Origin of the sequence: Vibrio marisflavi CECT 7928, assembly GCF_921294215.1 — a bacterium.
GTDB lineage: Bacteria > Pseudomonadota > Gammaproteobacteria > Enterobacterales > Vibrionaceae > Vibrio > Vibrio marisflavi.
The window spans coordinates 2696118-2720649 of record NZ_CAKLDM010000002.1; the positions used below are offsets into that span (position 1 = coordinate 2696118).

Sequence of the window (24532 nt, forward strand, 5' to 3'; positions counted from 1 at the left end):
TAGCATTAAGGAATCAAAATTATGAGTAAAGGATATGTATGGGTTGTAGACGACGACAGTTCTATCCGATGGGTAATAGAAAAAACGCTCTCTTCAGCCAATATTAAATGTGAAACATTCTCTGATGCCGAAAGTGTTTTGCTCGCCTTAGAACGTGAAACACCAGACGTTTTAGTTTCAGACATTAGAATGCCGGGCATCGACGGCATTGAACTACTCAACCAAATCCAGCATCGCTCACCAGATCTGCCCGTTATTATTATGACGGCACATTCCGATTTAGATGCCGCGGTGAATGCGTATCAAAAAGGCGCATTTGAGTATTTGCCCAAACCATTTGATATCGACGAAACACTCGCACTAGTCGAAAGAGCTATATCGCATAGCTTTGAGCAAAGACGCGGCCAGTCTATTGAAGATAATTCACCACAAGAAACGCCAGAAATTATTGGTGAAGCACCAGCCATGCAAGAAGTATTTCGAGCTATCGGCCGATTATCTCGCTCTTCCATTTCTGTGCTGATTAACGGTGAATCTGGTACAGGTAAAGAGCTGGTAGCACACGCTCTTCATCGCCATAGCCCACGTGCGAAAAAACCATTTATTGCCTTAAATATGGCTGCCATTCCAAAAGATCTGATTGAATCTGAGCTATTTGGCCATGAGAAGGGAGCATTTACGGGAGCAAACAGCGTTAGGCAAGGCCGCTTTGAACAAGCCAATGGCGGAACACTATTTCTCGATGAAATTGGTGATATGCCGCTGGATATCCAAACACGTTTGCTAAGAGTTCTGGCCGATGGGCAGTTTTATCGTGTTGGTGGCCACTCTGCAATCAAAGTAGACGTGCGGATTGTTGCTGCAACTCACCAAGATCTGGAAAAACTAGTACAAAAAGGCGACTTCCGTGAGGATTTGTTTCACCGTCTAAACGTCATCCGAATTCAAATACCAGCGCTAAGGGAAAGAAAGCAAGATATCGAAAAGCTCACTCAGCACTTTCTCGCATTGGCATCGGAAGAACTAGGCGTCGACATGAAAGCGCTTCACCCAACTACAGTCGATATCCTTAACAAGCTAAACTGGCCTGGCAATGTTCGTCAGCTGGAAAATATTTGTCGCTGGCTAACGGTTATGGCTAGCGGCAGTGAGATTCTACCAAGAGATCTTCCAGCTGAATTGTTAGAGGAAAAACCAAACTACTCGCTTGCTGCAGAGATGACTTGGCAAGATCAGTTGTCTAGCTGGGCAACTCAAGCATTGAGCTCTGGAGAAACCGATATACTTTCTTTTGCGCTGCCTGAATTCGAACGTATATTGCTAGAAGCAGCTCTCAATCATACCAATGGCCACAAGCAAGACGCAGCAAAAGTTCTTGGCTGGGGAAGAAACACACTCACCCGTAAACTGAAAGAACTGTACTAGCTCTCCAACAAGCCGCCATAGATTATCGGCTATGGCGGCAGCAATGATTGCAAAATCATCAACAGAATTCGTTACTATCGGCAAGCAACGGGCAAATATTCAGCGAATTATCTTCATTCACTACTGACACCTTTATCATAGCTTTTTATACTGTTTTGAAATGGGCAATCGGAAAATGACTATGATAACTAAAACTCTTCCACTAACAGATATTCACCGCCACCTTGATGGCAACATTCGCACTAAAACCATCATTGAACTAGGCCAGAAGTTTTCTGTACAACTGCCCGCATACGACGTAGAAGGTCTAACTCCTCATGTGCAAATTGTCGAAACAGAACCGTCACTCGTTGCTTTTCTATCTAAGCTTGACTGGGGCGTCGCTGTTTTAGGTGACTTAGACGCTTGCCGACGTGTGGCTTATGAAAATGTCGAAGACGCGTTGAATGCTCAAATTGACTACGCAGAGCTTCGCTTTTCACCTTACTACATGGCAATGAAGCACAACCTACCGGTGCAAGGTGTGGTAGAAGCTGTGATTGACGGCGTACAGGCTGGCATCAAAGACTTCGGCATCAAAGCAAACCTTATCGGCATCCTAAGCCGAACATTCGGCCAACAAGCTTGCCAAACTGAACTGGATGCAATCCTCTCGCAGAAAGATAACATTGTAGCCATCGACCTTGCAGGGGATGAAATCGGCCAACCTGGTGAACTCTTTACCAGTCACTTCAAACAAGTAAGAGACTCTGGCCTAAACGTAACCGTTCACGCTGGTGAAGCGGCAGGCGCAGAAAGTGTATGGTTTGCAATGCAAGAGCTAGGCGCAACCCGCATAGGCCACGGCACAAATTCAATACATGACCCTAAGTTAATGGATTATCTCGCAGAAAATCGTATTGGTATTGAGTCATGCATTACGTCGAACTTCCAGACCAGTACTGTCGCGAAAATCGAAAATCACCCAATCAAGCAGTTCTTACAACATGGTATCCTAGCGAGCATCAATACCGATGACCCAGCGGTTGAAGGTATTGAACTGCCTCACGAGTATGAAGTTGCTGCCGTTCAAGCTGGTCTAAGCCAACAGCAAATCAAACAAGCTCAAATAAATGGTTTAGACATTGCCTTTTTATCAGAGCAGGAAAAGCAACAATTGAGAGAAAAAGCCGCTACTAGAGGCTAACACTCTTCAAGCCCTAAATTGAATGCAATATCGCTGACTAATTTAGGGCTTTTTATCTAGAAAAACTTATTCCCTTATATTCTCAGCCCACACCCTTACTCACTTTTAAACCAATATTCATGGCATTAGGTAGCTAGCACTATCGATCAAGATATAGAGTTTATGTTGCTTAAAAAACAAACATGAAATGTTCTATGCTTAATATCTATTGATAAACATTTAAAGGAATAAATGTCTCATGAATAGGCTGCTAAACGGATTTATTGCTACTACCTTTCTTTGTCTATCGACTTCAAGTTACGCCAACGAAAGTGCCGAGCAAATTGCAACTAACCTCGACGTTGTGTGGGTACTGGTTGCCACTGGGCTTGTTTTCTTCATGCAAGCGGGATTTACCATGCTCGAGTCGGGCATGATTCGCGCGAAAAATAGCTACAATGTGGCGGTGAAGAATATCAGTGACTTTACTGCTGCTGCGCTGTCTTTCTGGTTAATTGGCTTTGCGCTAATGTTTGGCCAATCCGTTGGTGGATGGTTTGGTAGCGTGACTGATTCTGGCATTACTTTTAAGCAGCCAATGGACTATGCGTTCTTTATCTTCCAAGCAACTTTTGTCGGAACAGCGGCAACTATTGTGGCAGGCGCCGTTGCCGAGCGCATGAAGTTCAATGCCTATTTAATCATATCTGTCGCAATTAGCGTGGTCATCTATCCAATCAGTGGCCACTGGATATGGGGAAGTGCGCTACTAGGTGGTGAAGCTGGTTGGCTGGAAGCAAAAGGGTTTATGGATTTTGCAGGCTCAACAGTCGTGCACTCTGTAGGTGGTTGGGTCGCCTTAGCTGGTGTAATTGTTCTTGGTGCCAGAAAAGGCCGCTTTGACAAAGATGGGCGCGTGCAAGATATTCCAGGGCACAACCTGCTTATCGCAACACTAGGCGTGTTCATTCTTTGGTTTGGCTGGTTTGGCTTCAATGGTGGAAGTACCTTGTCTGCTGACGGCTCTATGGCCAAAATCATAGTCAATACCGTTCTTAGTGGCTGCTCTGGCGGACTTACCGCACTTCTCATTTCTGGATTATTTAATAAAGGTCTAATTCGCGTAGAACACGCTTTAAATGGCATATTAGGCGGGTTAGTCGCTATCACCGCTGGCTGCGCCTTCGTTGAGCCCAATAGCGCCATCATTATTGGCGTAATAGGCGCTGCCATAGTCTATGCAGCGGAAGTCGCCTTGGTTGAAACTTTTAAGCTTGATGATCCTGTGGGAGCAATTGCGGTTCACGGCGTAGGTGGCGCTTGGGGCACACTGGCAGTTGCGCTTTTTGCTAACGAGTCCAGCTTATTAGCAGGTGGACGTATCGAACAATTTATGGTGCAACTGACAGGTGTAGCATCGGTATTTATTTGGTCCTTTGGTATGGGGCTACTGAGCTTCTATTTACTGCGTTTCTTCCATGATTTACGAGTATCTTCAGATGAAGAGGATCAAGGCTTAAACGTTGTAGAGCATGGCGCAAAGACCGTTTGGTTAGATACCATGAGAACGATGCACAATATCGTGACTACGGGAGATTTACGCTCTCGGGCAGAAGTTGAGCTCGCCACCGAAGCTGGCGAAACAGCCATCTCCTTCAATCAGCTGTTGGATAGGTTCCATCACAGTATTTCGCTAATGGCGAAGTCTTCTGCCGCCTTGCAAAACGACACGCAAAAGCTCGACCAAGTAGTCTCGTCAACAAAAAGGCAAACCGCTGAACAAACCGACTCTGTCAGAGATATTTCTCAGATCATGTGCCAGATATTAGATTCAGCAAAAGGAATCACTGAAAGCTCCACTGAGAATGCAGATAAAGCCAGCGATGCCTCTGAAAAGGTTACCACTAGTGTCAACCAAATTAAGCACTTATCGGACTCGATCGAGCAGCTTTCCCAAGACCTCGACACCGCTTCGAAGAAAGCCTTACAAGTTTCGGAAAAGACCAATAACATCAACCAGATCCTCACCTTGGTACAACAAATTGCCGAGCAAACTAATCTACTGGCACTCAATGCTGCTATTGAGTCAGCAAGAGCTGGAGATCTAGGACGTGGCTTTGCAGTCGTTGCAGACGAAGTAAGAAACTTAGCCCAACGAACTCAAGCCGCCACAACGGATATTCAAGAGCAAATTGAACAGCTACAACAAATGGCTGGAGAGTCATCGAAAGAGATGCAAGATTACTCAAAACAGATGACCAATAGCTATGAAGACTCTCGTACAGCTATGTCTTCCCTCTACTCCATGATTGATGCGATTGACAGTATCACAACACTCAACAAAGCGGTTGAAAGCGCAAGTAAAAGCCAAACCACGCTTTCTAGCCAAGCGCACGACCTGTTAGAACACATTCAGCTCAATGTAGAGGAAAACATCTTATCAAGTCATCAGCTTGATAACGTTTCAAAATCGCTCAAATCTGACTCGAACCGATTTAACGAAAACGTATCCAACTACAAGATTTAAGATCTTTCACGCCAAGAATCACTGCCCCTTCGATTAAATGATTTGATTGAAAGGGCAGACGAGACTTTAACTCATAGCAATAACCCGCGGTTGGCCAGAGGAGATATTCTTTTTGTCTACCTGATAATCAGTAGAGTAGCGACGCAGCTTACAATCATTACCTTCGTTACAGCCACAACTTAAGCAACGTTTAGCTTCATCAATGGCTGCTTGGTTACTAAAGCCTTTTTCTACTTCATCAAAACTTAAGTGGCGCTGGTCTATGGTAAGCTCTGAGACTTTCACGCGCATGAACTTTTTCAATAGTTGATTGAGGTTTGCTTCGATTTGCTCTTTACCCTTACCCGGAGACATTGAGCGAATGGCATTGGTTAACCTATCAACATGATCGGTATTAATCAGGTGAGTTCTCTCCAAGTTTCGAGCTCGGAAAGATTCAACGTAAAGCTTTTCCATGTCTCCACCAAGATAGGTATCGATACCTTTTGCTGCTACTCGACCGTCTGCGATAGCTTCTATCGCTGTCGCGGGGCCGCGTCTCACATCCCCTATCGCAAAAATATTTTTTGCGCCGGTGTGCATGGTCTCTTCTTCAACATTGATAGTATTCCAACGGCTGATATCTAACGGCAGAGAATCATCTTCAGCGAAGCTTAAATCAGCCTTTTGCGAAACTGCGGCAATCACTGTATCAAACTCTTCGGTGAAGTATTCTCCTGTAGATTGAGGGCTGCGACGACCAGATGCGTCTGGCTCACCTAGTGCCATTTTCTCAAGCTTTACTTGATGCACTCGTCCCATTTCGTCGGCAATATTTTCAACCGGATTGGTCAAGAAGTGGAATTTAACCCCTTCATGTTCGGCTTCTTCAATTTCATAATCTTCAGCAGGCATCTCTGAGCGAGTACGACGATATATTAGTGTCGTCTCTGCGCCTTTGCGCAAAGCCGTGCGTGCGCAGTCAATAGCCGTGTTCCCGCCACCAATGACCGCAACTTTCTTACCCACTGAATATTGGTTCTCAGTTGCTTGATCTTTTAGAAAGTCGACGCCCAAATAGCAACCTTTCAGATCACTTCCCGTATAGCGCATTTCACTCGCCAAAGACGCTCCCACAGCCAAACATACTGCATCATATTCTGCGCTGAGATCGCTTAACTCAAAGTCCACCCCAAGTTTTTGGTTGGTCTGGATCTGCATACCATTCGCGCACATTAACTCTATTTCTTTGTCCAAGACTGCTTTAGGAAGGCGATATTCTGGAATACCATAGCGCAGCCAACCACCGGCTTTAGGCATGGATTCAAAGACCGTAACCTGATAGCCCTCATTGCTAAGGAAATAACCACAACTCAATCCACCAGGGCCACCACCGACTATCGCAATCTTTTTATCTTTAGCTGGTTTGCTTTCAGGCGTATAGGCTTCATATGAAGACAAATCGAGATCCGCTGCATGACGTTTTAAATGGCGAATAGCAATTGGCTCGTCTACTTTTGCCCTATGGCAATCTGCTTCACAAAATGCAGGACACACACGACCAATAGAGAGAGGCATTGGCAGTGTTTTCTTGATAACTTCAATCGCCTTACGGTGCTCGTTTTGAGCGATGTAGGCTAAATATACCTGAATATCAACTTTAGCCGGACACGCTACCTGACAAGGCGGCACACTGCAGCTTGCGTTCGGTGCAGAAAGAATCTCTTCCAAACGACGTTTTCTGAGCTTTGCCAAGGAAGAGGATTCTGTGACAACGCATATTCCTCGCGTTGCAATAACATTACTCGCCTTCGTATAACCTTGACCGTTGACCTCTACCACGCAAAGGCCACAATCATTTCCTAAACCATCAACACCACACAAGCATGGAATATCCAATCCTTGGCTTTTCGCCACGTCTAACAGGTTTTGCTTTGACTCTACTAAACATTTTTTTCCATCAAGGGTGATCTCGACCATCTCCAGCCTCTTATAAATTTAATTGCGATACCAAAGCGGCCGAGCGGCCTGCTGGCTTTAAGACATCGATACCCAACAACCGCAAAGCATTCCCTTTCGGCTGTTTAGGTATTATTTTTAAATTTCACAAATCTGATAAATTTCAGCGCAAGCAAGATAAGATTCATTAACCGAATAAAAACCAGGTCGAATCATTTTCCATTGGCTGATTACGTTATTAACCAAACTATGTATAAAAAAGAAGCACGTAATTTTCCTTGATATGAATCAACCGTTCGAGATTAAGATCGTAAAACTATTCAACAAAATGTAATTGATAAATTACTTAAAAGACAAAACGTTAATTAATGATTACTGGCATAGTTTTGCAGAATCTAATCCGTCAAAAGGATAGATATCAAATAGGCGTGTCATTTGAAGGAAAAGCAGCCCACATAAAGTTAAGCTGCCTTAAATTTTATCTATGCGGGATAGTCATAAAAGCCCAACTGAGCGGAAACTTGCTTTCCGACTGCCTTTAGCTGCGCAACATAACTCTGTTTCTGTGTTTCATCAAAACGAATGGTAGGGAATGAAATTGAAGCACTTGCGATGATTTGTCCCAGCCGATCATATACAGGTACTGCGATACAGCGAATGCCGATCTCTTGCTCTTCGTTGTCTTCTGCAAATCCTTGCTCTTTTACCTGTTCAAGCTCCGCAAGAAGTTGATCTGTACTTTCGATAGTTTTGTCTGTGTGCTTAATAAATTCTATCGGCTCTAATATCTTTCGCACATCAACTTCATTTTTACCTGAAAGCAAAACTTTACCAATTGCAGTGCAATACAGTGGGTTTCTGCGACCAATACGAGAATACATCCGCAGATTGTAGCCAGAGTCAATCTTGTGAACATAGACAATGGAACCTTCATCCATAATACCTAAGTGCAACGCTTCGTTAGTTTGCTCCGCTACGACTCGCATTTCCTTGTCTGCGATAGAAACCAAGTCCAAATATTCCAGAGACAGTGAGCCCAGCTCAAACAACTTTATCGTTAATGAATACTTGTCAGCCTCACCTTGCTGAGACACATAGCCTAACCCTTTCATTGTTTGTAGAAAACGATAGGTGGTCGCTTTGGACATCATTAGACGTTGTGATAGCTCAGACACTCCAATTTCCTTCTGCTCACCTAATGCTTGGAGTATATGGAACACTTTCAAGACAGATGAAACCGCTTCGGGCTGAGTCGACTTTGCCATAAAAGATATAACCTGTTTTACAAAAAATTCTGTCCAATATAAACCACCAAGACAGAAACATTCAACTCGCTAATTCCTTCCTAGATATAAGAAAACCAAATTACACGTACTTAACTAACCAATATTTCGATTCTAGATCAAAAAATAAATATTATCTTTTGAAACGTTGTTTTATTTTTATTGATTAACAAGTTCACAAAGTGACATAATGCCAAGAGTCAAAGCTTAGAGAAAGAATTATGGAACCAGTAAATAAAGTCGCTGTAATTGGCGAATGTATGGTTGAGCTGAGAAAGTCAAACGCCCAAGTTGAACAAAGTTTTGGTGGGGATACACTGAATACTGCTTTGTATTTGTCTCGATTGACCAGCACTAAAGGTATTGAAACCTCATACGTAACTGGCATGGGGCATGACCCTTTTAGTCGCGACATGATAGCGCAATGGAATAGCGAGCAGATAAATACAGACATGGTTTATCTATCCGACACCAAGCTACCTGGGATCTATGCGATAGAGACTGCTGATGATGGTGAGCGCTCATTCTACTACTGGCGAGATGACTCCGCTGCGAAGTTCTGGCTGAGAGATACGACTACTGAAGCAATCGCACGTGCATTGTCTAATCATGGCTTAGTTTATCTAACGGGTATTAGTCTGGCTATTCTGCCTGAAGACTGCCGAGAGAAGCTCATTGAAAGCTTAAAACTATGTCGTAAAGATGGGGTTAAAGTAGCTTTTGATAACAACTATCGCTCAACACTCTGGACTAGCATCAATGAAGCTCAGCTGTGGTACGGCAAGATCCTATCGTTAACGGATATCGCTTTTCTCACTTTCGATGATGAAGTAATGCTCTGGCAAGATGAGCATGAAAACCAAGCTATCGAAAGAACAAAGCAGCTTGGTGTACGAGAGATAGTGATTAAGCGTGGTGCTGACGCCTGTATCGTTGTGGAACAAGACAATGAGTACCTTATTGCCACTCAAGCTGTAAACAAGGTTGTGGACACGACTGCAGCGGGTGACTCATTTAGCGCTGGTTATCTAGCAAAAAGACTTATTGGTGGGAGCTGTGAAGACTCCGCCAAATCTGGCCACAGTTTGGCTGGAACCGTTATTCAGTATCGGGGAGCAATTATTCCTCAAAACGCTATGCCTGACCTTTAAGGAAGTAAACATGAAAGCCTTAGAACAACAATTACAAGATATTAAAGTTGTACCTGTTATTGCTATCGAAGATGCCAACAAGGCTGTGAAACTCGCACAGGTTTTAATTGAAAATGGTCTACCATGCGCCGAGGTAACATTTAGAACTGAGCAGGCAGCTCAAGCAATCGCGAATATGAGAGAAGCCTATCCAGATATGCTTATTGGTGCTGGCACTGTTTTAAACTCGAAACAGGTAGATGAGGCGATCAACGCTGGCGTCGATTTTATTGTTAGCCCAGGCTTTAATCCAACCACTGTAAAGTACTGCCAGCAACGCAACGTACAAATTGTTCCGGGAGTAAACAACCCAAGCCTTGTAGAACAAGCGATGGAAATGGGCTTAAAGACTCTCAAGTTTTTCCCAGCAGAGCCTTCTGGTGGCGTATCCATGCTTAAGGCACTATCGGCAGTTTATCCAGTACAATTCATGCCAACTGGTGGTGTTAAACCATCAAACGTTAAAGATTACCTGTCAGTGGAGTCAGTCGTAGCCTGCGGTGGTACATGGATGGTGCCCAATGATTTAATTGAAAATGAAGACTGGGATGAGCTAGCTGCACTTGTAAAGCAAGTAGCAAATATCATCGCTTAACTCCACTTTCCCGTTTTTATACCTAAGTCCTACTTTTTGGCTACTTTCGCCGGCGCCTAGCTTTCAGTTAGGCGCTTTTTCGCTCACGGGTAAGAAGAGATAACTTAAACTCTTTGGGATAGCCACTGCTGCGCAGTGAAAGTGGGGTGGCGATGCGTGTGTAGTACACGCTGTTTGGGAGTCTCAATAAGTACATCTGTGCTACCTTTATGTGCAAGATGATTTTCGAGGCTTCAGATGCGAAAAAACCGCTGTAAAAAACAGCGGTTTAATCTTTAAAAGTGGCGGAGAGATAGGGATTTGAACCCTAGATACGCTATTAACGTATGCCGGTTTTCAAGACCGGTGCTTTCAACCACTCAGCCATCTCTCCACAAATTGTCATCATCAGATTAGTACACTGAAGATGTTGTTACATGCTAATGCAGTAACGATAATTAAAGCCCGGCGATGACCTACTCTCACATGGGGAAGCCCCACACTACCATCGGCGCAGTTGCGTTTCACTTCTGAGTTCGGCATGGAATCAGGTGGGTCCACAACGCTATGGTCGCCAAGCAAATTCTTCATCATAAAGTCATACGACTCTATGATTTAATTCGGAAAGCTGTTTTCGTTCTATCTACACATTCAATGTTCTAGTTTGAGTCCCACAAAAACCCTTTTGGTGTTGTATGGTTAAGCCTCACGGGCAATTAGTACAGGTTAGCTCAACGCCTCACAACGCTTACACACCCTGCCTATCAACGTTCTAGTCTCGAACAACCCTTAAGGACACATAAAGTGTCAGGGAAGACTCATCTCAGGGCTCGCTTCCCGCTTAGATGCTTTCAGCGGTTATCGATTCCGAACTTAGCTACCGGGCAATGCCATTGGCATGACAACCCGAACACCAGAGGTTCGTCCACTCCGGTCCTCTCGTACTAGGAGCAGCCCCCTTCAATCTTCCAACGCCCACGGCAGATAGGGACCGAACTGTCTCACGACGTTCTAAACCCAGCTCGCGTACCACTTTAAATGGCGAACAGCCATACCCTTGGGACCGACTTCAGCCCCAGGATGTGATGAGCCGACATCGAGGTGCCAAACACCGCCGTCGATATGAACTCTTGGGCGGTATCAGCCTGTTATCCCCGGAGTACCTTTTATCCGTTGAGCGATGGCCCTTCCATTCAGAACCACCGGATCACTATGACCTGCTTTCGCACCTGCTCGAATTGTCATTCTCGCAGTCAAGCGGGCTTATGCCATTGCACTAACCTCACGATGTCCAACCGTGATTAGCCCACCTTCGTGCTCCTCCGTTACTCTTTGGGAGGAGACCGCCCCAGTCAAACTACCCACCAGGCACTGTCCTCACCCCAGATAATGGGGCCAAGTTAGAACATCAACACTACAAGGGTGGTATTTCAAGGACGGCTCCACCACATCTAGCGACGCGGTTTCAAAGCCTCCCACCTATCCTACACATGTAGGGTCAATGTTCAGTGCCAAGCTGTAGTAAAGGTTCACGGGGTCTTTCCGTCTAGCCGCGGGTACACTGCATCTTCACAGCGATTTCAATTTCACTGAGTCTCGGGTGGAGACAGCGTGGCCATCATTACGCCATTCGTGCAGGTCGGAACTTACCCGACAAGGAATTTCGCTACCTTAGGACCGTTATAGTTACGGCCGCCGTTTACCGGGGCTTCGATCAAGAGCTTCGACCGAAGTCTAACCCCATCAATTAACCTTCCGGCACCGGGCAGGCGTCACACCGTATACGTCATCTTACGATTTAGCACAGTGCTGTGTTTTTAATAAACAGTTGCAGCCACCTGGTATCTGCGACTCCCAATAGCTCCATCCGCAAGGGACTTCACCGTCGAGAGCGTACCTTCTCCCGAAGTTACGGTACCATTTTGCCTAGTTCCTTCACCCGAGTTCTCTCAAGCGCCTTGGTATTCTCTACCCGACCACCTGTGTCGGTTTGGGGTACGATTCCTTACAATCTGAAGCTTAGAGGCTTTTCCTGGAAGCATGGCATCAATGACTTCACTACCGTAGTAGCTCGACATCGTGTCTCAGCCTTAAAGAGAGCCGGATTTACCTAACTCTCAAGCCTACGCACTTGAACCTGGACGACCGTCGCCAGGCCCACCTAGCCTTCTCCGTCCCCCCATCGCAATTGTAAGAAGTACGGGAATATTAACCCGTTTCCCATCGACTACGCCTTTCGGCCTCGCCTTAGGGGTCGACTTACCCTGCCCCGATTAACGTTGGACAGGAACCCTTGGTCTTCCGGCGAGGAGGTTTTTCACCCCCTTTATCGTTACTCATGTCAGCATTCGCACTTCTGATACCTCCAGCAGACCTTACAGTCCACCTTCAACGGCTTACAGAACGCTCCCCTACCCAATACAATAAATTGCATTGCCGCAGCTTCGGTTTATTACTTAGCCCCGTTACATCTTCCGCGCAGGCCGACTCGACTAGTGAGCTATTACGCTTTCTTTAAATGATGGCTGCTTCTAAGCCAACATCCTAGCTGTCTAAGCCTTCCCACATCGTTTCCCACTTAGTAATAATTTGGGACCTTAGCTGGCGGTCTGGGTTGTTTCCCTCTCCACGACGGACGTTAGCACCCGCCGTGTGTCTCCCGGATAGTACTTACTGGTATTCGGAGTTTGCAAAGGGTTGGTAAGTCGGGATGACCCCCTAGCCTTAACAGTGCTCTACCCCCAGTAGTATTCGTCCGAGGCGCTACCTAAATAGCTTTCGGGGAGAACCAGCTATCTCCAGGTTTGATTGGCCTTTCACCCCTAGCCACAAGTCATCCGCTAATTTTTCAACATTAGTCGGTTCGGTCCTCCAGTTGATGTTACTCAACCTTCAACCTGCCCATGGCTAGATCACCTGGTTTCGGGTCTATATCCAGAGACTGAGCGCCCAGTTAAGACTCGGTTTCCCTACGGCTCCCCTAAACGGTTAACCTTGCCACTGAATATAAGTCGCTGACCCATTATACAAAAGGTACGCAGTCACACCACGAAGGTGCTCCTACTGCTTGTACGTACACGGTTTCAGGTTCTATTTCACTCCCCTCACAGGGGTTCTTTTCGCCTTTCCCTCACGGTACTGGTTCACTATCGGTCAGTCAGGAGTATTTAGCCTTGGAGGATGGTCCCCCCATGTTCAGACAGGATATCACGTGTCCCGCCTTACTCGATTTCACTTATGCTGCGCTGTCGGTTACGGGGCTATCACCCTGTATCGCGTGCCTTTCCAGACACTTCACCTGACGCAATAAAAGCTTAAGGGCTAACCCAATTTCGCTCGCCGCTACTTTCGGGATCTCGGTTGATTTCTTTTCCTCGGGGTACTTAGATGTTTCAGTTCCCCCGGTTCGCCTCATTAACCTATGTATTCAGTTAATGATACATGCTTATGCATGTGGGTTTCCCCATTCGGAAATCGTAGACTCAAGTGGCTTTTACTGCCTTATCTACGCTTATCGCAAGTTAATACGTCCTTCATCGCCTCTGACTGCCAAGGCATCCACCGTGTACGCTTAGTTACTTAACCATACAACCCAAAAGAGTTTTGTATGGTCAACACTAAAGGTGTCTCAATTTATTTAAACATGATTGAGACTGATAATTGCCGGACTCAAATATGAATAACTCGAAAGTTATTCCCAAGAACACTTGAATGTGTGTTGGTACCTAAATCAATACAGATTTAGGATTTGAGAACTTTTAATGAATAACATGAATCACATGTTATTCGTCAGCTTTCCAAATTGTTAAAGAGCAAGATGCATAAAACATCATTCAAATATTCTCGATAGAAAACATTCTGATGATGCAGTTTTTCTTCATGGGTATGGAGAAAAGTGGTGGGCGATACCGGGCTCGAACCAGTGACCCCCTGCTTGTAAGGCAGGTGCTCTCCCAACTGAGCTAATCGCCCACATTCGTTTTTTCGTTCTTGTGGTAGAACGTTTCAAGATGGTGGAGCTAAGCAGGATCGAACTGCTGACCTCCTGCGTGCAAGGCAGGCGCTCTCCCAGCTGAGCTATAGCCCCATTTATTTGTTTCCACTTTAAAAAGTAGACTCAAACTCTTGAAATGGTGGGTCGTGCAGGATTCGAACCTGCGACCAATTGATTAAAAGTCAACTGCTCTACCAACTGAGCTAACGACCCAATGGTATCCCGTAGGGGAGTCGAACCCCTGTTACCGCCGTGAAAGGGCGGTGTCCTAGGCCTCTAGACGAACGGGACACTGGATTGAATGTTTGGGAACATTCAACATCTCTTTAATCTTTATAAACCATCAATCTGTGTGAACACTCATCGCAATAATCTTTCGTATAAGGAGGTGATCCAGCCCCAGGTTCCCCTAGGGCTACCTTGTTACGACTTCACCCCAGTCATGAACCACAAAGTGGTGAGCGTCCTCCCGAAGGTTAAACTACCCACTTCTTTTGCAGCCCACTCCCATGGTGTGACGGGCGGTGTGTACAAGGCCCGGGAACGTATTCACCGTAGCATTCTGATCTACGATTACTAGCGATTCCGACTTCATGGAGTCGAGTTGCAGACTCCAATCCGGACTACGACGCACTTTTTGGGATTCGCTCACCATCGCTGGTTGGCCGCCCTCTGTATGCGCCATTGTAGCACGTGTGTAGCCCTACTCGTAAGGGCCATGATGACTTGACGTCGTCCCCACCTTCCTCCGGTTTATCACCGGCAGTCTCCCTGGAGTTCCCGACATTACTCGCTGGCAAACAAGGATAAGGGTTGCGCTCGTTGCGGGACTTAACCCAACATTTCACAACACGAGCTGACGACAGCCATGCAGCACCTGTCTCAGAGTTCCCGAAGGCACCAAAGCATCTCTGCTAAGTTCTCTGGATGTCAAGAGTAGGTAAGGTTCTTCGCGTTGCATCGAATTAAACCACATGCTCCACCGCTTGTGCGGGCCCCCGTCAATTCATTTGAGTTTTAATCTTGCGACCGTACTCCCCAGGCGGTCTACTTAACGCGTTAGCTCCGAAAGCCACAGTTCAAGACCGCAACCTCCAAGTAGACATCGTTTACGGCGTGGACTACCAGGGTATCTAATCCTGTTTGCTCCCCACGCTTTCGCATCTGAGTGTCAGTATCTGTCCAGGGGGCCGCCTTCGCCACTGGTATTCCTTCAGATCTCTACGCATTTCACCGCTACACCTGAAATTCTACCCCCCTCTACAGTACTCTAGTGAATCAGTTTCAAATGACCTTCCGAGGTTGAGCCCCGGGCTTTCACATCTGACTTAATCCACCACCTGCATGCGCTTTACGCCCAGTAATTCCGATTAACGCTCGCACCCTCCGTATTACCGCGGCTGCTGGCACGGAGTTAGCCGGTGCTTCTTCTGCAGCTAACGTCAAGCAATGCAGTTATTAACTACACTACCTTCCTCACTGCTGAAAGTGCTTTACAACCCGAAGGCCTTCTTCACACACGCGGCATGGCTGCATCAGGGTTTCCCCCATTGTGCAATATTCCCCACTGCTGCCTCCCGTAGGAGTCTGGACCGTGTCTCAGTTCCAGTGTGGCTGATCATCCTCTCAGACCAGCTAGGGATCGTCGCCTTGGTGAGCCATTACCTCACCAACTAGCTAATCCCACCTAGGCGTATCCAATAGCGCAAGGCCCGAAGGTCCCCTGCTTTGCTCCAAAGAGAATATGCGGTATTAGCCATCGTTTCCAATGGTTATCCCCCTCTACTGGGCAACTTCCTAGGCATTACTCACCCGTCCGCCGCTCGTCAGCAAAGAAAGCAAGCTTTCTTTCTGTTACCGCTCGACTTGCATGTGTTAGGCCTGCCGCCAGCGTTCAATCTGAGCCATGATCAAACTCTTCAATTTAAGATTTTGTCGGCTCAATGAATACTGAACATTACATAAAGTAATGTTTGAATTGACTGTGCCAAGTCCGAAGACTTGAATTGGTCACTCAGTTCATTGAAACCTAATTTGATACCGAAGTATCTAATTTGATTATCATCAACGAGTGCCCACACAGATTGATAGGTTTATATTGTTAAAGAGCAATGCTTTGAAGTTCATCTCAAAGCGGACGGCCATTCTAGCGATTTAAGTTTTAGTGTCAACCACTTTTTTCAAAACTTTTTTAAGCACTGGGCTTAGCTAGTAGACCTTGCTAACTCGTTGATTGCTTTGTTTGAAGCCATCCCGTGTTAGCGAGGTGGCATTATAGAGATCGGCGTCACGTTGGCAAGCGTTTTTTTCAATTTTTTTAATATTTTTTATATCTGAGTATTTTCTGGTCAAAACAGGCTATTTTTCTTACTCTTTTACGCTTAAATAGACCCAGCTTTGCAATTTTAAGGATTTATTATGAGTTCTATTCGTAGTTACAAGGGCATTGAGCCAAAACTCGGTGAGCGCGTGTATATAGATAGTAGCGCTGTTATTGTTGGTGACATCACCATTGGAGACGATTCTAGTATTTGGCCACTTGTTGCAGCTCGGGGAGATGTAAACTCTATAACAATAGGTCAACGCAGCAATATACAAGACGGTAGTGTGCTGCATGTTACTCATAAAAACCAAGAAAACCCGAACGGATACCCTCTCATTATTGGGAATGATGTCACCGTTGGCCATAAAGTCACTCTTCATGGCTGCATTATTAAAAACCGCGTTTTAGTTGGAATGGGTGCCATCGTTCTTGATGGTGCTATTGTAGAAGATGAGGTAATGATCGGTGCTGGAAGTCTGGTCGCGCCAAATAAGGTACTTGAAAGTGGTTATCTGTATGTTGGAAGTCCTGCAAAAAAAGCGCGACCTTTAACAGATAAAGAGCGCGCCTTTCTACAAAAATCATCAGATAACTATGTGCAAAACAAAGAAGACTATCTACATCAAGTGAAGCCTGTTTAAACGCACACTATATTTGTATACGTCCAGAGGAGTCATACTCCTCTTCTTCTATCGCTTGTTCAGCTAACTCTTCAACATCGAATCTCACTTGCTTAAAGCATTCAATCGCTTGTTGTGCGGATTCTATCTTTTCTCCAGATAGCTTTGATAAAACCTGACTCTTAGCTATACATTCCACTAGCATACCAGACACCTGTACAGGAAAAACAATAGCCTCAAGCGCTTCATCCCAACGTTGTTCGTCTGGAAATATTATTGATTGGTTCATTTGTTCTGTAGCTCTTCTCTTAGCGAAGCTTCCACTATAGTCGTTTCTGGGCGAATACCCCTCCACACCATGAAACTTTCAGCGGCTTGACCTACCAACATTCCAAGACCATCTAATGTTTTCAAAACACCATTCTCTTGAGCCCAGCGATTGAAAGACGTCAGCTCTTTCTTGTACACCATGTCATAGCACACCTCACAACTAGAAAAGATCGCATCAGAAACATTCGGCAGTTCGTCGGATAAGCTGGTTGATGTTGAATTGATCACGATATCAAAACCCTTAGCTACCTCCTCAAAGCTAGCAGCCTTTACATCACCAAAAGCACTAAACCTATCAACTAACTGCTCTGCTTTCTCTACTGTGCGGTTAGCAATAACGATCTGGCTTGGCTTCTGGTCAAATAATGGTTTTATAACGCCACGCGCTGCGCCGCCAGCTCCAATAAGCAAAATAGATTTCTTTTCAAACGACACGCCGTTTTGCAATAAGTCTTGAACCAGCCCTTCACCATCAGTGTTATCACCTAGAATTTGGCCATCGTCTAACTTTTTAAGAGTGTTGACCGCACCAGCTAATTCCGCCCTTTCAGTCAATGAATCAGCAAACTGATAAGCATCACCCTTAAATGGCATTGTGATGTTGCACCCTTGCCCGCCGTTTGCGAAAAATGCCTCTGCCGACTGTGTAAATCCATCTTCAGGTGCTAGCTCAGCGGTATAGATTATCTCTTGCTGAGTTTGCTGAGCAAAAAGCGTGTGAATCTGTGGTGATTTACTGTGACTAATTGGGTTGCCAAATACCGCATAACGGTTTGTTTGCTTGGTCATTTTGCTTCCTCAGGCTGGCTAACTATCGATGATTGTTCGAAGCTTGAAAACTATCACTAACTTCAGCCAGCCTCAATGTTATTCATTGGCTTGATGGGTAAGCTGCTATGGTTATTGCAAGACTTACCATTGTCTGGGTTTTAGATAGTTTTGATATAAGTCCGCTTCAGGGGAGCCATCTTCAATCTGATAATTGTATTCCCAACGCGCTAGTGGCGGCATCGACATTAAAATTGACTCAGTGCGACCACCACTTTGCAAACCAAATAAAGTGCCTCGATCGTAGACTAAGTTAAATTCAACATAGCGGCCTCGACGATACAACTGGAACTGACGCTCTCTTTCACCAAATGGAGTATCTTTGCGACGCTCGACAATTGGGATATAAGCTTGGGTATAACCTTGTCCGACTGCCTTAATGTAATCAAAACACTTTTCAAATTCCCAATGATTCAAATCATCGAAGAACAAACCACCCACCCCACGAGTTTCTTCACGATGCGGCAGATAAAAATATTTGTCACACCAAGCTTTGTGTTCTGGATAAACTTCATCACCAAAAGGCGCACAAAGCTGCTTGGACACATCATGCCAATGCTGGCAATCTTCTTCGAATGGGTAAAACGGAGTTAAGTCAAAGCCTCCACCAAACCACCAGATTGGCTCTTCACCCTCTTTTTCTGCGATAAAGAAGCGTACATTTGCGTGAGAAGTCGGTACATAAGGGTTGTTTGGATGCATGACCAAAGAGACACCCATGGCCTCAAATCTTCTGCCAGCAAGTTCAGGCCTGTGAGCGGTAGCAGAAGCGGGCATTTGTCTTCCTTCCACATGTGAGAAGTTCACTCCACCCTGCTCAAATACTTTACCTTGAGTCATAATTCGTGAACGGCCACCACCACCGAGCTTTTCGCCCGGCTCTCTCTGCCACGCATCTTCTTCAAACTTTGCTTGTCCGTCAGCCAATTCAAGCTGCTGGCAAATAGAGTCTTGTAGATCGAGTAAGAATTGCTTTACTGCTTGCTTATTTATTGAAGTCATTGTTCGCCTTTTCTGCCTTATCCTTGACGTAAAACTTTCGAGTTTTTGATGTCTCTTATTTCACTTGGGTTCTCACGACCACCCGTTTTGCCAGCTAAAACGACGAGAGGCTGCTCTCCAAGCTGATCCATGACTTCTTCAGTTGTTTTACATGGTGGAAGACCAGATAGATTTGCGCTGGTTGAAGTAATTGGTTTGCCGAAAGCATTAGTCAGCGCTTGTACCAATGGGTGATCAGTGACACGTACTGCAATAGTGGAAAACTCACCAGATACCCATTGAGTGACTTTTTCGCTTGCTGGCATAATCCAAGTAACCGGTCCAGGCCACGTATTCATTGCTTTCTCTAACTGTTCGGCCTTGAGTTGAGTCAAGTCGATATATGGTACTAATTGCTCGAAGTTTCCTGCGATTAAAATCAGACCTTTTTCTACTGGCCTCTGCTTGATCGCTAGCAATTGCTCGATAGCTTGCGAGTTATCAGGATCGCAACCCACACCAAATACCCCTTCAGTTGGATACGCGATAACTTTTCCTTGCTGCAATGCTTGCACAGCCTGTTGAAGATCGGACACTGATTCACCTTCACTATTTGTATATTTCGTTCTAATAGCGCTAAGTTTAACGACAAAAAGCAACCAGGCGAAAGTTTAATTTTGCAGCAATAAAAGAAAACCTGTGCGACGGAAGACGCAAACGTTTGCTTAGAATTTATTTCGCCGTATAATGCGCTCAAATTATCAGCTCGCCTATTACCATAAACGAAGGAGTTCGAGATGACTGTCGGTATTATCATGGGTTCTAAATCTGACTGGCCAACAATGAAACTAGCAGCGGATATGCTGGACCAGTTCGGTGTTGCGTACGAGACTAAAGTTGTTTCCGCTCACCGCACTCCACAGCTTCTTGCAGATTACGCTACAAGCGCAAAAGAACGTGGAATCAAAGTGATTATTGCTGGCGCAGGTGGTGCTGCGCATCTACCGGGTATGGCTGCAGCATTTACTAGCCTTCCTGTTCTCGGCGTTCCAGTACAATCCCGTGCTCTTAACGGAATGGACTCTCTACTATCCATTGCTCAAATGCCAAAGGGTATTGCAGTTGGCACATTAGCTATTGGTGAAGCAGGCGCAGCCAATGCAGGTATTCTTGCTGCTCAAATCATCGGTACGCACAATGAAGAAGTGATGGGGAAAGTGGAAGCTTTCCGCGCACAGCAAACCGAGACGGTATTGGCTAACCCAAATCCAGCAGAGGACTAATCAAATGCGAGTCTTAGTATTGGGTGCGGGACAACTAGCAAGGATGATGTCATTAGCCGGTGCACCTCTCAATCTTTCCATTACCGCTTTTGATGTGGCTAGCGGTAAAATCGTTCACCCTTTAACTCAGGCTCATATTGGTGATGGCTTAGAGAACGCAATTGCACAAGCTGACGTGGTTACTGCTGAATTCGAGCACATTCCCCAAGACGTGCTCGAAGTTTGCGAAAAAAGCGGTAAATTCCTACCCGGCATGCAAGCCATATTGACTGGCGGTGACAGAAGAATCGAAAAAGCGCTACTAGATAAGGCGCAAGTTAAAAACGCCAAGTATCACGTTATTAAAAACAAAGCGGACTTTGAGTCGGCAATCGAAACCGTTGGCGTACCTATGGTATTGAAAACAGCTTTAGGTGGCTACGATGGCAAAGGTCAATGGCGACTCAAAGAGCAAGCTGATGTGGACTCTATTTGGAGTGAAATGGAAGAATGCTTAGCCGATACCAAACAGGCCATCGTTGCAGAAGAGTTCGTACCATTCAATCGTGAAGTTTCTCTTGTTGGGGCGCGCAATGCCAAAGGTGAAGTTGCAGTTTATCCGTTGGCAGAAAATGTCCATACTGATGGCGTGTTAAGCCTATCGACTCCGATCAACGATATCGAGTTACAAGAGAAAGCAAAACAGATGTTTACTGCCGTAGCTGAAACTATGGACTACGTTGGTGTGCTGGCTATTGAGTTCTTTGATGTTAACGGCGAGCTGCTCGTTAACGAGATTGCTCCACGTGTACACAACTCTGGACATTGGACGCAGCAAGGTGCAGAAACCTGTCAATTTGAGAACCACTTGCGTGCAGTATGCGGCCTGCCATTGGGAAGCACTAAGCTTGTTCGTCCAACCTGCATGATTAATATCTTGGGTGAAGACACATTACCAGAAGAACTTCTCAAGCTCGAAGGTTGCCACATTCATTGGTATGGCAAAGACAAGCGTGCCGGACGTAAGATGGGGCACATCAACGTTAGCGCAGAATACACTGCGGAGCTAGATAGGAAGTTAGCCTTGTTAGCAGATGTGCTCGATAATAAAGCTTTTCCGGCAATGCAGCGCTTCAACTAACAAGTAAGTTGATACGTTATTGAACTAAAAAGGTGTCGTTATGACACCTTTTCTTGTTGTATATGATGGCATTTTTTATCTGCACACTGATACCTGTCACCGCTTGCTAGCTTCTTCTTTATTAGCAATGGAAAACCGCACACTTCGCAGGAGCCAATCACAGGTTGCTGATTCACAGCAAATCGACATTTTGGGTAGTTGTCGCAAGAATAAAACACTTTGCCGAAGCGATTGTTGCGCTCAACGATGTGTCCTTTTTGACATTCAGGGCAGGTCGGCTCTGATTCTTGAGTTTGCGGATGATGATTTTCTAGACTTTCAATGTGATGACATTCTGGATAATGGCTACAACCAATAAACATTCCGTATCGACCTTGCCGAAGCACCAGCTCTTGGCCACATTCAGGACAAGCAACACCCAATGCTTTCACTACATGGCCATCATTTTGATGCAGTGGGCGCATGTAATCGCATTGAGGATAATGATTGCAGCCGAGAAACGCACCTCTCTTGCCGTACTTCATGTGCAATTGCCCTCCACACTGAGGGCAACTCTCGGTTTCTAACGCGTGCTCATGAGCACTGAAAAGCTGGTGATCGATTTTACTACTCATAACTTCTAGAGCTTTAGGGCCGTCTATCTTTAATGCAAAATCCCTTGCTCTTTGGTGTACAACAGCTCTTCCATTAGCGTGTAGGCGTTCTCATTACCCGGCACATTAAATAGCACCATTAAGATAATCCACTTCAGATCATCCAATTCAAACTCATTGGTTTCGAGCCCCATAACTCGGTCGATAACCATTTCGCGAATCTCAGTTGTGAGAACTTTTATCTGTTCTAAAAACATTAAAAAGCCGCGGCACTCTAAATCGAGCCTCGACATTTCGGTGCGGGTATAAATACGTGTAGATGTGGCTGCACTGGTTGCGATAGCTGAGTGAGTATCGCTTTGTTGTAATGCTGCTAACCCCTCTAACCAGTGGAGGGCCTTGTAGATATCTTCTTGGTGAAACCCTGCTCTTAACAATTCATCTTCGAGCTCGTCTTGATTGACCTGTAACTCCGCATCACTATGGATGTACGTCTCGAACAAATACATAAGTATGTCCATCATCATAGCTCGCCCCTCCCCTTTCTAATATAGCCACCGGAAACTGCAACAACATGCCCGAGGAGTTCTAACTCCAAGAGCTGCATCATGACTTCATGCACAGGAATATTGGTCCTGTCCGCTAAAATATCAACTGGCGTAGCCTCTACTCCTACGTTAGCTAACAGATCAGGAAATGGCAATTCTTCTTGCGCATCATTTTTATCAAAAAGTACCGCTTTCACGCTTTTATTATTATTTATCGACCAGTTCACTAATATTTCAACTTCATCTAGGACATCTTGCGCTTTTTGTACTAAACATGCTCCTGATTTTATTAGCTGATTGGCCCCACGGTTATTAGGGTTATGAATAGAGCCCGGAATGGCGAAAACATCTCGCCCCTGTTCAGCCGCATACCTTGCGGTAATGAGCGAACCACTTCTTTCCGCAGCTTCCACAACCAAGACACCCACAGACAGGCCGCTGATAATACGATTTCTGCGAGGAAAATGATTTGATCTTGCTTTTGCTTGCGGTAAAAACTCTGAAACAAGTACGCCACCTTGGTCGAGGATACGCTGAGCGAGAGCTTTGTGTTGGCTTGGATAAATTTGCTCGAGCCCAGAACCCAACACTGCTACCGTTGAGCCGCCCCCTTTCAGTGCCCCATCATGGGCATAGCCGTCAATGCCCAATGCTAAACCACTTGTTACCACTAAACCTTGTTCAACGAACTCCTTTGCAAAAGCATGGGCGGTTTGTAGAGCTTCCCTACTCGCGTGTCGGCTTCCCACCATAGCTATTTGTGCAAGCTCAAGCACTTCACTGTTTCCTTTGGAGAAGAGAATTGGTGGTGGGGAACTAAGCTGATTGAGAAGTGAAGGATAATGATTATCGGTTGGGATCAATATGCGATTTTCTGCTGACTGACTTTGCCACTCTAAACATTTCTCTACCTCTCTAGGCGCAATATCTTGAATGTAAGCGATCTGCTTTTGAGTAAGTCCAATTTTTGCTAGTAAGTTGCTGTCGTAGCGAACTATGTGTTCAATGTCGTCAAAAGTCGAAAGCCGAGATAATGATTTAACGCCTAACCTTGGTGTTAGAGCGAGCGTTAGCCATGCCGATAAATAGTGTTCGTTCAACCTATCTTCCTAAAATTAAGACAAATGTAAACGTGTTGCTGAAAAATGGACGCAGAAGTGAAAAATTATACTTTTGGCATGCTGTCATTTGACTGGTAGAATGTCTAGAATTGACCCAGTTATTTTACGCCGTTTCGGCAGAATTCAATTATTTGAGTGTATATGTCTGTATTAGAAGTATTAACGTTTCCCGACGATCGCCTACGCACTGTCGCTAAACCGGTCAAAGAAGTGACCCCAGAACTTCAAAAATTTATCGACGATATGATCGAAACGATGTACGACGAAGAAGGGATTGGTTTAGCCGCAACCCAAGTCGACTTTCATCAAAGAATCGTTGTGATTGATGTCTCTGAAACTCGTGATCAACCAATGGTGCTGATTAACCCAGAGATCACTGAAAAACGTGGTGATGACGGTATCGAAGAAGGCTGCCTTTCTGTCCCTGGAGCGCGTGCTCTTGTGCCAAGAGCTGCAGAAGTATCAGTAAAAGCGCTCGATCGTGACGGCAAAGAATTCACTTTTGATGCTGACGACTTATTAGCAATCTGTGTTCAGCATGAATTGGATCACTTAGAAGGTAAGCTGTTTGTCGACTATCTATCGCCGCTGAAACGTAAGCGCATCCAAGACAAACTCGCCAAAATTAAGCGTTATAACGAAAAACAAGCCAACAAAGGGTAACTTGTTTACCCTTTAGTTATAAGGAA

Annotated in this window: 18 protein-coding genes, 5 tRNA genes and 3 rRNA genes; 9 read left to right on the forward strand and 17 right to left on the reverse strand. The window is 45.4% G+C overall.

What is annotated here, in order from left to right; translation table 11 throughout:
- The first annotated feature begins 21 nt into the window (after positions 1-21).
- The 3 genes from glnG to amt all read left to right on the forward strand — a co-directional run bounded on the left by glnG (position 22) and on the right by amt (position 5117).
- Positions 22-1425, forward strand: coding sequence for a nitrogen regulation protein NR(I) (glnG, locus tag L7A31_RS19130; RefSeq protein WP_237363346.1), 1404 nt, complete (start codon positions 22-24; stop codon positions 1423-1425).
- 181 nt (positions 1426-1606) lie between these two features.
- On the forward strand, positions 1607-2611 hold the full coding sequence (add, locus tag L7A31_RS19135) for an adenosine deaminase (protein WP_237363347.1): 1005 nt from the start codon (positions 1607-1609) through the stop codon (positions 2609-2611).
- Between the two features lie 238 nt (positions 2612-2849).
- Positions 2850-5117, forward strand: coding sequence for an ammonium transporter (gene amt / locus L7A31_RS19140; protein ID WP_237363348.1), 2268 nt, complete (start codon positions 2850-2852; stop codon positions 5115-5117).
- A 66-nt stretch (positions 5118-5183) separates the two neighbouring features.
- Here amt and L7A31_RS19145 read toward each other — a convergent pair whose 3' ends face one another.
- Together L7A31_RS19145 and kdgR are read right to left on the reverse strand one after the other, a co-directional pair.
- The gene (locus tag L7A31_RS19145) at positions 5184-7076 is read right to left on the reverse strand and encodes an FAD-dependent oxidoreductase (RefSeq protein ID WP_237363349.1); all 1893 of its coding nucleotides are present in this window, start codon (positions 7074-7076) and stop codon (positions 5184-5186) included.
- 461 nt (positions 7077-7537) lie between these two features.
- Positions 7538-8320 (reverse strand): DNA-binding transcriptional regulator KdgR, encoded by a 783-nt coding sequence (gene kdgR / locus L7A31_RS19150; protein WP_237363350.1) that lies wholly within the window; start codon positions 8318-8320, stop codon positions 7538-7540.
- Between the two features lie 239 nt (positions 8321-8559).
- Here kdgR and kdgK point away from each other — a divergent pair, with 239 nt between their 5' ends.
- Both kdgK and L7A31_RS19160 read left to right on the forward strand, forming a co-directional pair.
- Positions 8560-9489 carry a 2-dehydro-3-deoxygluconokinase gene (gene kdgK / locus L7A31_RS19155; RefSeq protein WP_237363351.1) on the forward strand — a complete coding sequence of 310 codons (930 nt, stop codon included), beginning with the start codon at positions 8560-8562 and terminating at the stop codon, positions 9487-9489.
- Positions 9490-9499: 10 nt separating this feature from the next.
- Positions 9500-10123: a bifunctional 4-hydroxy-2-oxoglutarate aldolase/2-dehydro-3-deoxy-phosphogluconate aldolase gene (locus L7A31_RS19160; RefSeq protein WP_237363352.1), complete on the forward strand. Its 624-nt coding sequence runs from the start codon at positions 9500-9502 to the stop codon at positions 10121-10123.
- Between the two features lie 282 nt (positions 10124-10405).
- Here L7A31_RS19160 and L7A31_RS19170 read toward each other — a convergent pair.
- From L7A31_RS19170 to L7A31_RS19205, 8 genes are all read right to left on the reverse strand, one after another.
- Positions 10406-10496 (reverse strand) — tRNA-Ser (locus L7A31_RS19170).
- A gap of 69 nt (positions 10497-10565) precedes the next feature.
- Positions 10566-10681, reverse strand: a 5S ribosomal RNA gene (gene rrf / locus L7A31_RS19175).
- A gap of 116 nt (positions 10682-10797) precedes the next feature.
- Positions 10798-13687 (reverse strand): 23S ribosomal RNA (locus L7A31_RS19180).
- A 311-nt stretch (positions 13688-13998) separates the two neighbouring features.
- Positions 13999-14074 (reverse strand) — tRNA-Val (locus L7A31_RS19185).
- 39 nt (positions 14075-14113) lie between these two features.
- Positions 14114-14189, reverse strand: a tRNA-Ala gene (locus L7A31_RS19190).
- Positions 14190-14233: 44 nt separating this feature from the next.
- Positions 14234-14309: transfer RNA gene (locus L7A31_RS19195), tRNA-Lys, on the reverse strand.
- Between the two features lie 2 nt (positions 14310-14311).
- Positions 14312-14387, reverse strand: a tRNA-Glu gene (locus L7A31_RS19200).
- Positions 14388-14477: 90 nt separating this feature from the next.
- A 16S ribosomal RNA gene (locus L7A31_RS19205) occupies positions 14478-16022 on the reverse strand.
- The 16S, 23S and 5S rRNA genes sit together here with 5 tRNA genes alongside, the layout of an rRNA operon.
- A 492-nt stretch (positions 16023-16514) precedes the next feature.
- Here L7A31_RS19205 and L7A31_RS19210 point away from each other — a divergent pair.
- Entirely contained in the window at positions 16515-17060 is a 546-nt protein-coding gene (locus tag L7A31_RS19210) for a gamma carbonic anhydrase family protein (protein WP_237363353.1), read from the forward strand.
- 7 nt (positions 17061-17067) lie between these two features.
- On the opposite strand, the gene L7A31_RS19215 is transcribed toward L7A31_RS19210, so the two are convergent.
- The 4 genes from L7A31_RS19215 to tsaC all read right to left on the reverse strand — a co-directional run bounded on the left by L7A31_RS19215 (position 17068) and on the right by tsaC (position 19774).
- Positions 17068-17328 carry a DUF1488 family protein gene (locus L7A31_RS19215; protein WP_237363354.1) on the reverse strand — a complete coding sequence of 87 codons (261 nt, stop codon included), beginning with the start codon at positions 17326-17328 and terminating at the stop codon, positions 17068-17070.
- The gene (gene aroE / locus L7A31_RS19220) at positions 17325-18158 is read right to left on the reverse strand and encodes a shikimate dehydrogenase (protein WP_237363355.1); all 834 of its coding nucleotides are present in this window, start codon (positions 18156-18158) and stop codon (positions 17325-17327) included. Before aroE ends, L7A31_RS19215 begins: the two co-directional genes overlap by 4 nt.
- Positions 18159-18281: 123 nt before the next feature.
- Entirely contained in the window at positions 18282-19199 is a 918-nt protein-coding gene (gene hemF, locus L7A31_RS19225) for an oxygen-dependent coproporphyrinogen oxidase (protein WP_237363356.1), read from the reverse strand.
- 17 nt (positions 19200-19216) lie between these two features.
- Positions 19217-19774: an L-threonylcarbamoyladenylate synthase type 1 TsaC gene (tsaC, locus tag L7A31_RS19230; protein ID WP_237363357.1), complete on the reverse strand. Its 558-nt coding sequence runs from the start codon at positions 19772-19774 to the stop codon at positions 19217-19219.
- A 201-nt stretch (positions 19775-19975) separates the two neighbouring features.
- Between tsaC and purE the strand changes: the two genes are divergently transcribed.
- Both purE and L7A31_RS19240 read left to right on the forward strand, forming a co-directional pair.
- Positions 19976-20461, forward strand: a complete 486-nt coding sequence (gene purE, locus L7A31_RS19235) for a 5-(carboxyamino)imidazole ribonucleotide mutase (protein WP_237363358.1) — start codon at positions 19976-19978, stop codon at positions 20459-20461.
- 4 nt (positions 20462-20465) lie between these two features.
- Complete coding sequence (locus L7A31_RS19240; protein WP_237363359.1) at positions 20466-21581, forward strand: 5-(carboxyamino)imidazole ribonucleotide synthase; 1116 nt, start codon at positions 20466-20468, stop codon at positions 21579-21581.
- 38 nt (positions 21582-21619) lie between these two features.
- On the opposite strand, the gene L7A31_RS19245 is transcribed toward L7A31_RS19240, so the two are convergent.
- From L7A31_RS19245 to dprA, 3 genes are read right to left on the reverse strand one after another with little or no spacing between them, the layout of a single operon-like run.
- Positions 21620-22195: a DNA topoisomerase family protein gene (locus L7A31_RS19245; RefSeq protein ID WP_237363360.1), complete on the reverse strand. Its 576-nt coding sequence runs from the start codon at positions 22193-22195 to the stop codon at positions 21620-21622.
- A 29-nt stretch (positions 22196-22224) separates the two neighbouring features.
- Positions 22225-22701, reverse strand: a complete 477-nt coding sequence (locus tag L7A31_RS19250) for a DUF494 family protein (RefSeq protein ID WP_284676617.1) — start codon at positions 22699-22701, stop codon at positions 22225-22227.
- Positions 22698-23822: a DNA-processing protein DprA gene (gene dprA / locus L7A31_RS19255; RefSeq protein WP_237363361.1), complete on the reverse strand. Its 1125-nt coding sequence runs from the start codon at positions 23820-23822 to the stop codon at positions 22698-22700. Before dprA ends, L7A31_RS19250 begins: the two co-directional genes overlap by 4 nt.
- Before the next feature lie 162 nt (positions 23823-23984).
- Between dprA and def the strand changes: the two genes are divergently transcribed.
- On the forward strand, positions 23985-24506 hold the full coding sequence (def, locus tag L7A31_RS19260) for a peptide deformylase (protein WP_237363362.1): 522 nt from the start codon (positions 23985-23987) through the stop codon (positions 24504-24506).
- Positions 24507-24532: the final 26 nt, after the last annotated feature.

Excerpts from the sequence above, each read along its gene's own strand:
- glnG (WP_237363346.1), top strand. The coding sequence starts at position 22 with ATGAGTAAAGGATATGTATGGGTTGTAGACGACGACAGTTCTATCCGA.
- add (WP_237363347.1), top strand. The coding sequence starts at position 1,607 with ATGATAACTAAAACTCTTCCACTAACAGATATTCACCGCCACCTTGAT.
- amt (WP_237363348.1), top strand. The coding sequence starts at position 2,850 with ATGAATAGGCTGCTAAACGGATTTATTGCTACTACCTTTCTTTGTCTA.
- L7A31_RS19145 (WP_237363349.1), bottom strand. The coding sequence starts at position 7,076 with ATGGTCGAGATCACCCTTGATGGAAAAAAATGTTTAGTAGAGTCAAAG.
- kdgR (WP_237363350.1), bottom strand. The coding sequence starts at position 8,320 with ATGGCAAAGTCGACTCAGCCCGAAGCGGTTTCATCTGTCTTGAAAGTG.
- kdgK (WP_237363351.1), top strand. The coding sequence starts at position 8,560 with ATGGAACCAGTAAATAAAGTCGCTGTAATTGGCGAATGTATGGTTGAG.
- L7A31_RS19160 (WP_237363352.1), top strand. The coding sequence starts at position 9,500 with ATGAAAGCCTTAGAACAACAATTACAAGATATTAAAGTTGTACCTGTT.
- L7A31_RS19210 (WP_237363353.1), top strand. The coding sequence starts at position 16,515 with ATGAGTTCTATTCGTAGTTACAAGGGCATTGAGCCAAAACTCGGTGAG.
- L7A31_RS19215 (WP_237363354.1), bottom strand. The coding sequence starts at position 17,328 with ATGAACCAATCAATAATATTTCCAGACGAACAACGTTGGGATGAAGCG.
- aroE (WP_237363355.1), bottom strand. The coding sequence starts at position 18,158 with ATGACCAAGCAAACAAACCGTTATGCGGTATTTGGCAACCCAATTAGT.
- hemF (WP_237363356.1), bottom strand. The coding sequence starts at position 19,199 with ATGACTTCAATAAATAAGCAAGCAGTAAAGCAATTCTTACTCGATCTA.
- purE (WP_237363358.1), top strand. The coding sequence starts at position 19,976 with ATGACTGTCGGTATTATCATGGGTTCTAAATCTGACTGGCCAACAATG.
- L7A31_RS19240 (WP_237363359.1), top strand. The coding sequence starts at position 20,466 with ATGCGAGTCTTAGTATTGGGTGCGGGACAACTAGCAAGGATGATGTCA.
- L7A31_RS19245 (WP_237363360.1), bottom strand. The coding sequence starts at position 22,195 with ATGAGTAGTAAAATCGATCACCAGCTTTTCAGTGCTCATGAGCACGCG.
- L7A31_RS19250 (WP_284676617.1), bottom strand. The coding sequence starts at position 22,701 with ATGATGATGGACATACTTATGTATTTGTTCGAGACGTACATCCATAGT.
- def (WP_237363362.1), top strand. The coding sequence starts at position 23,985 with ATGTCTGTATTAGAAGTATTAACGTTTCCCGACGATCGCCTACGCACT.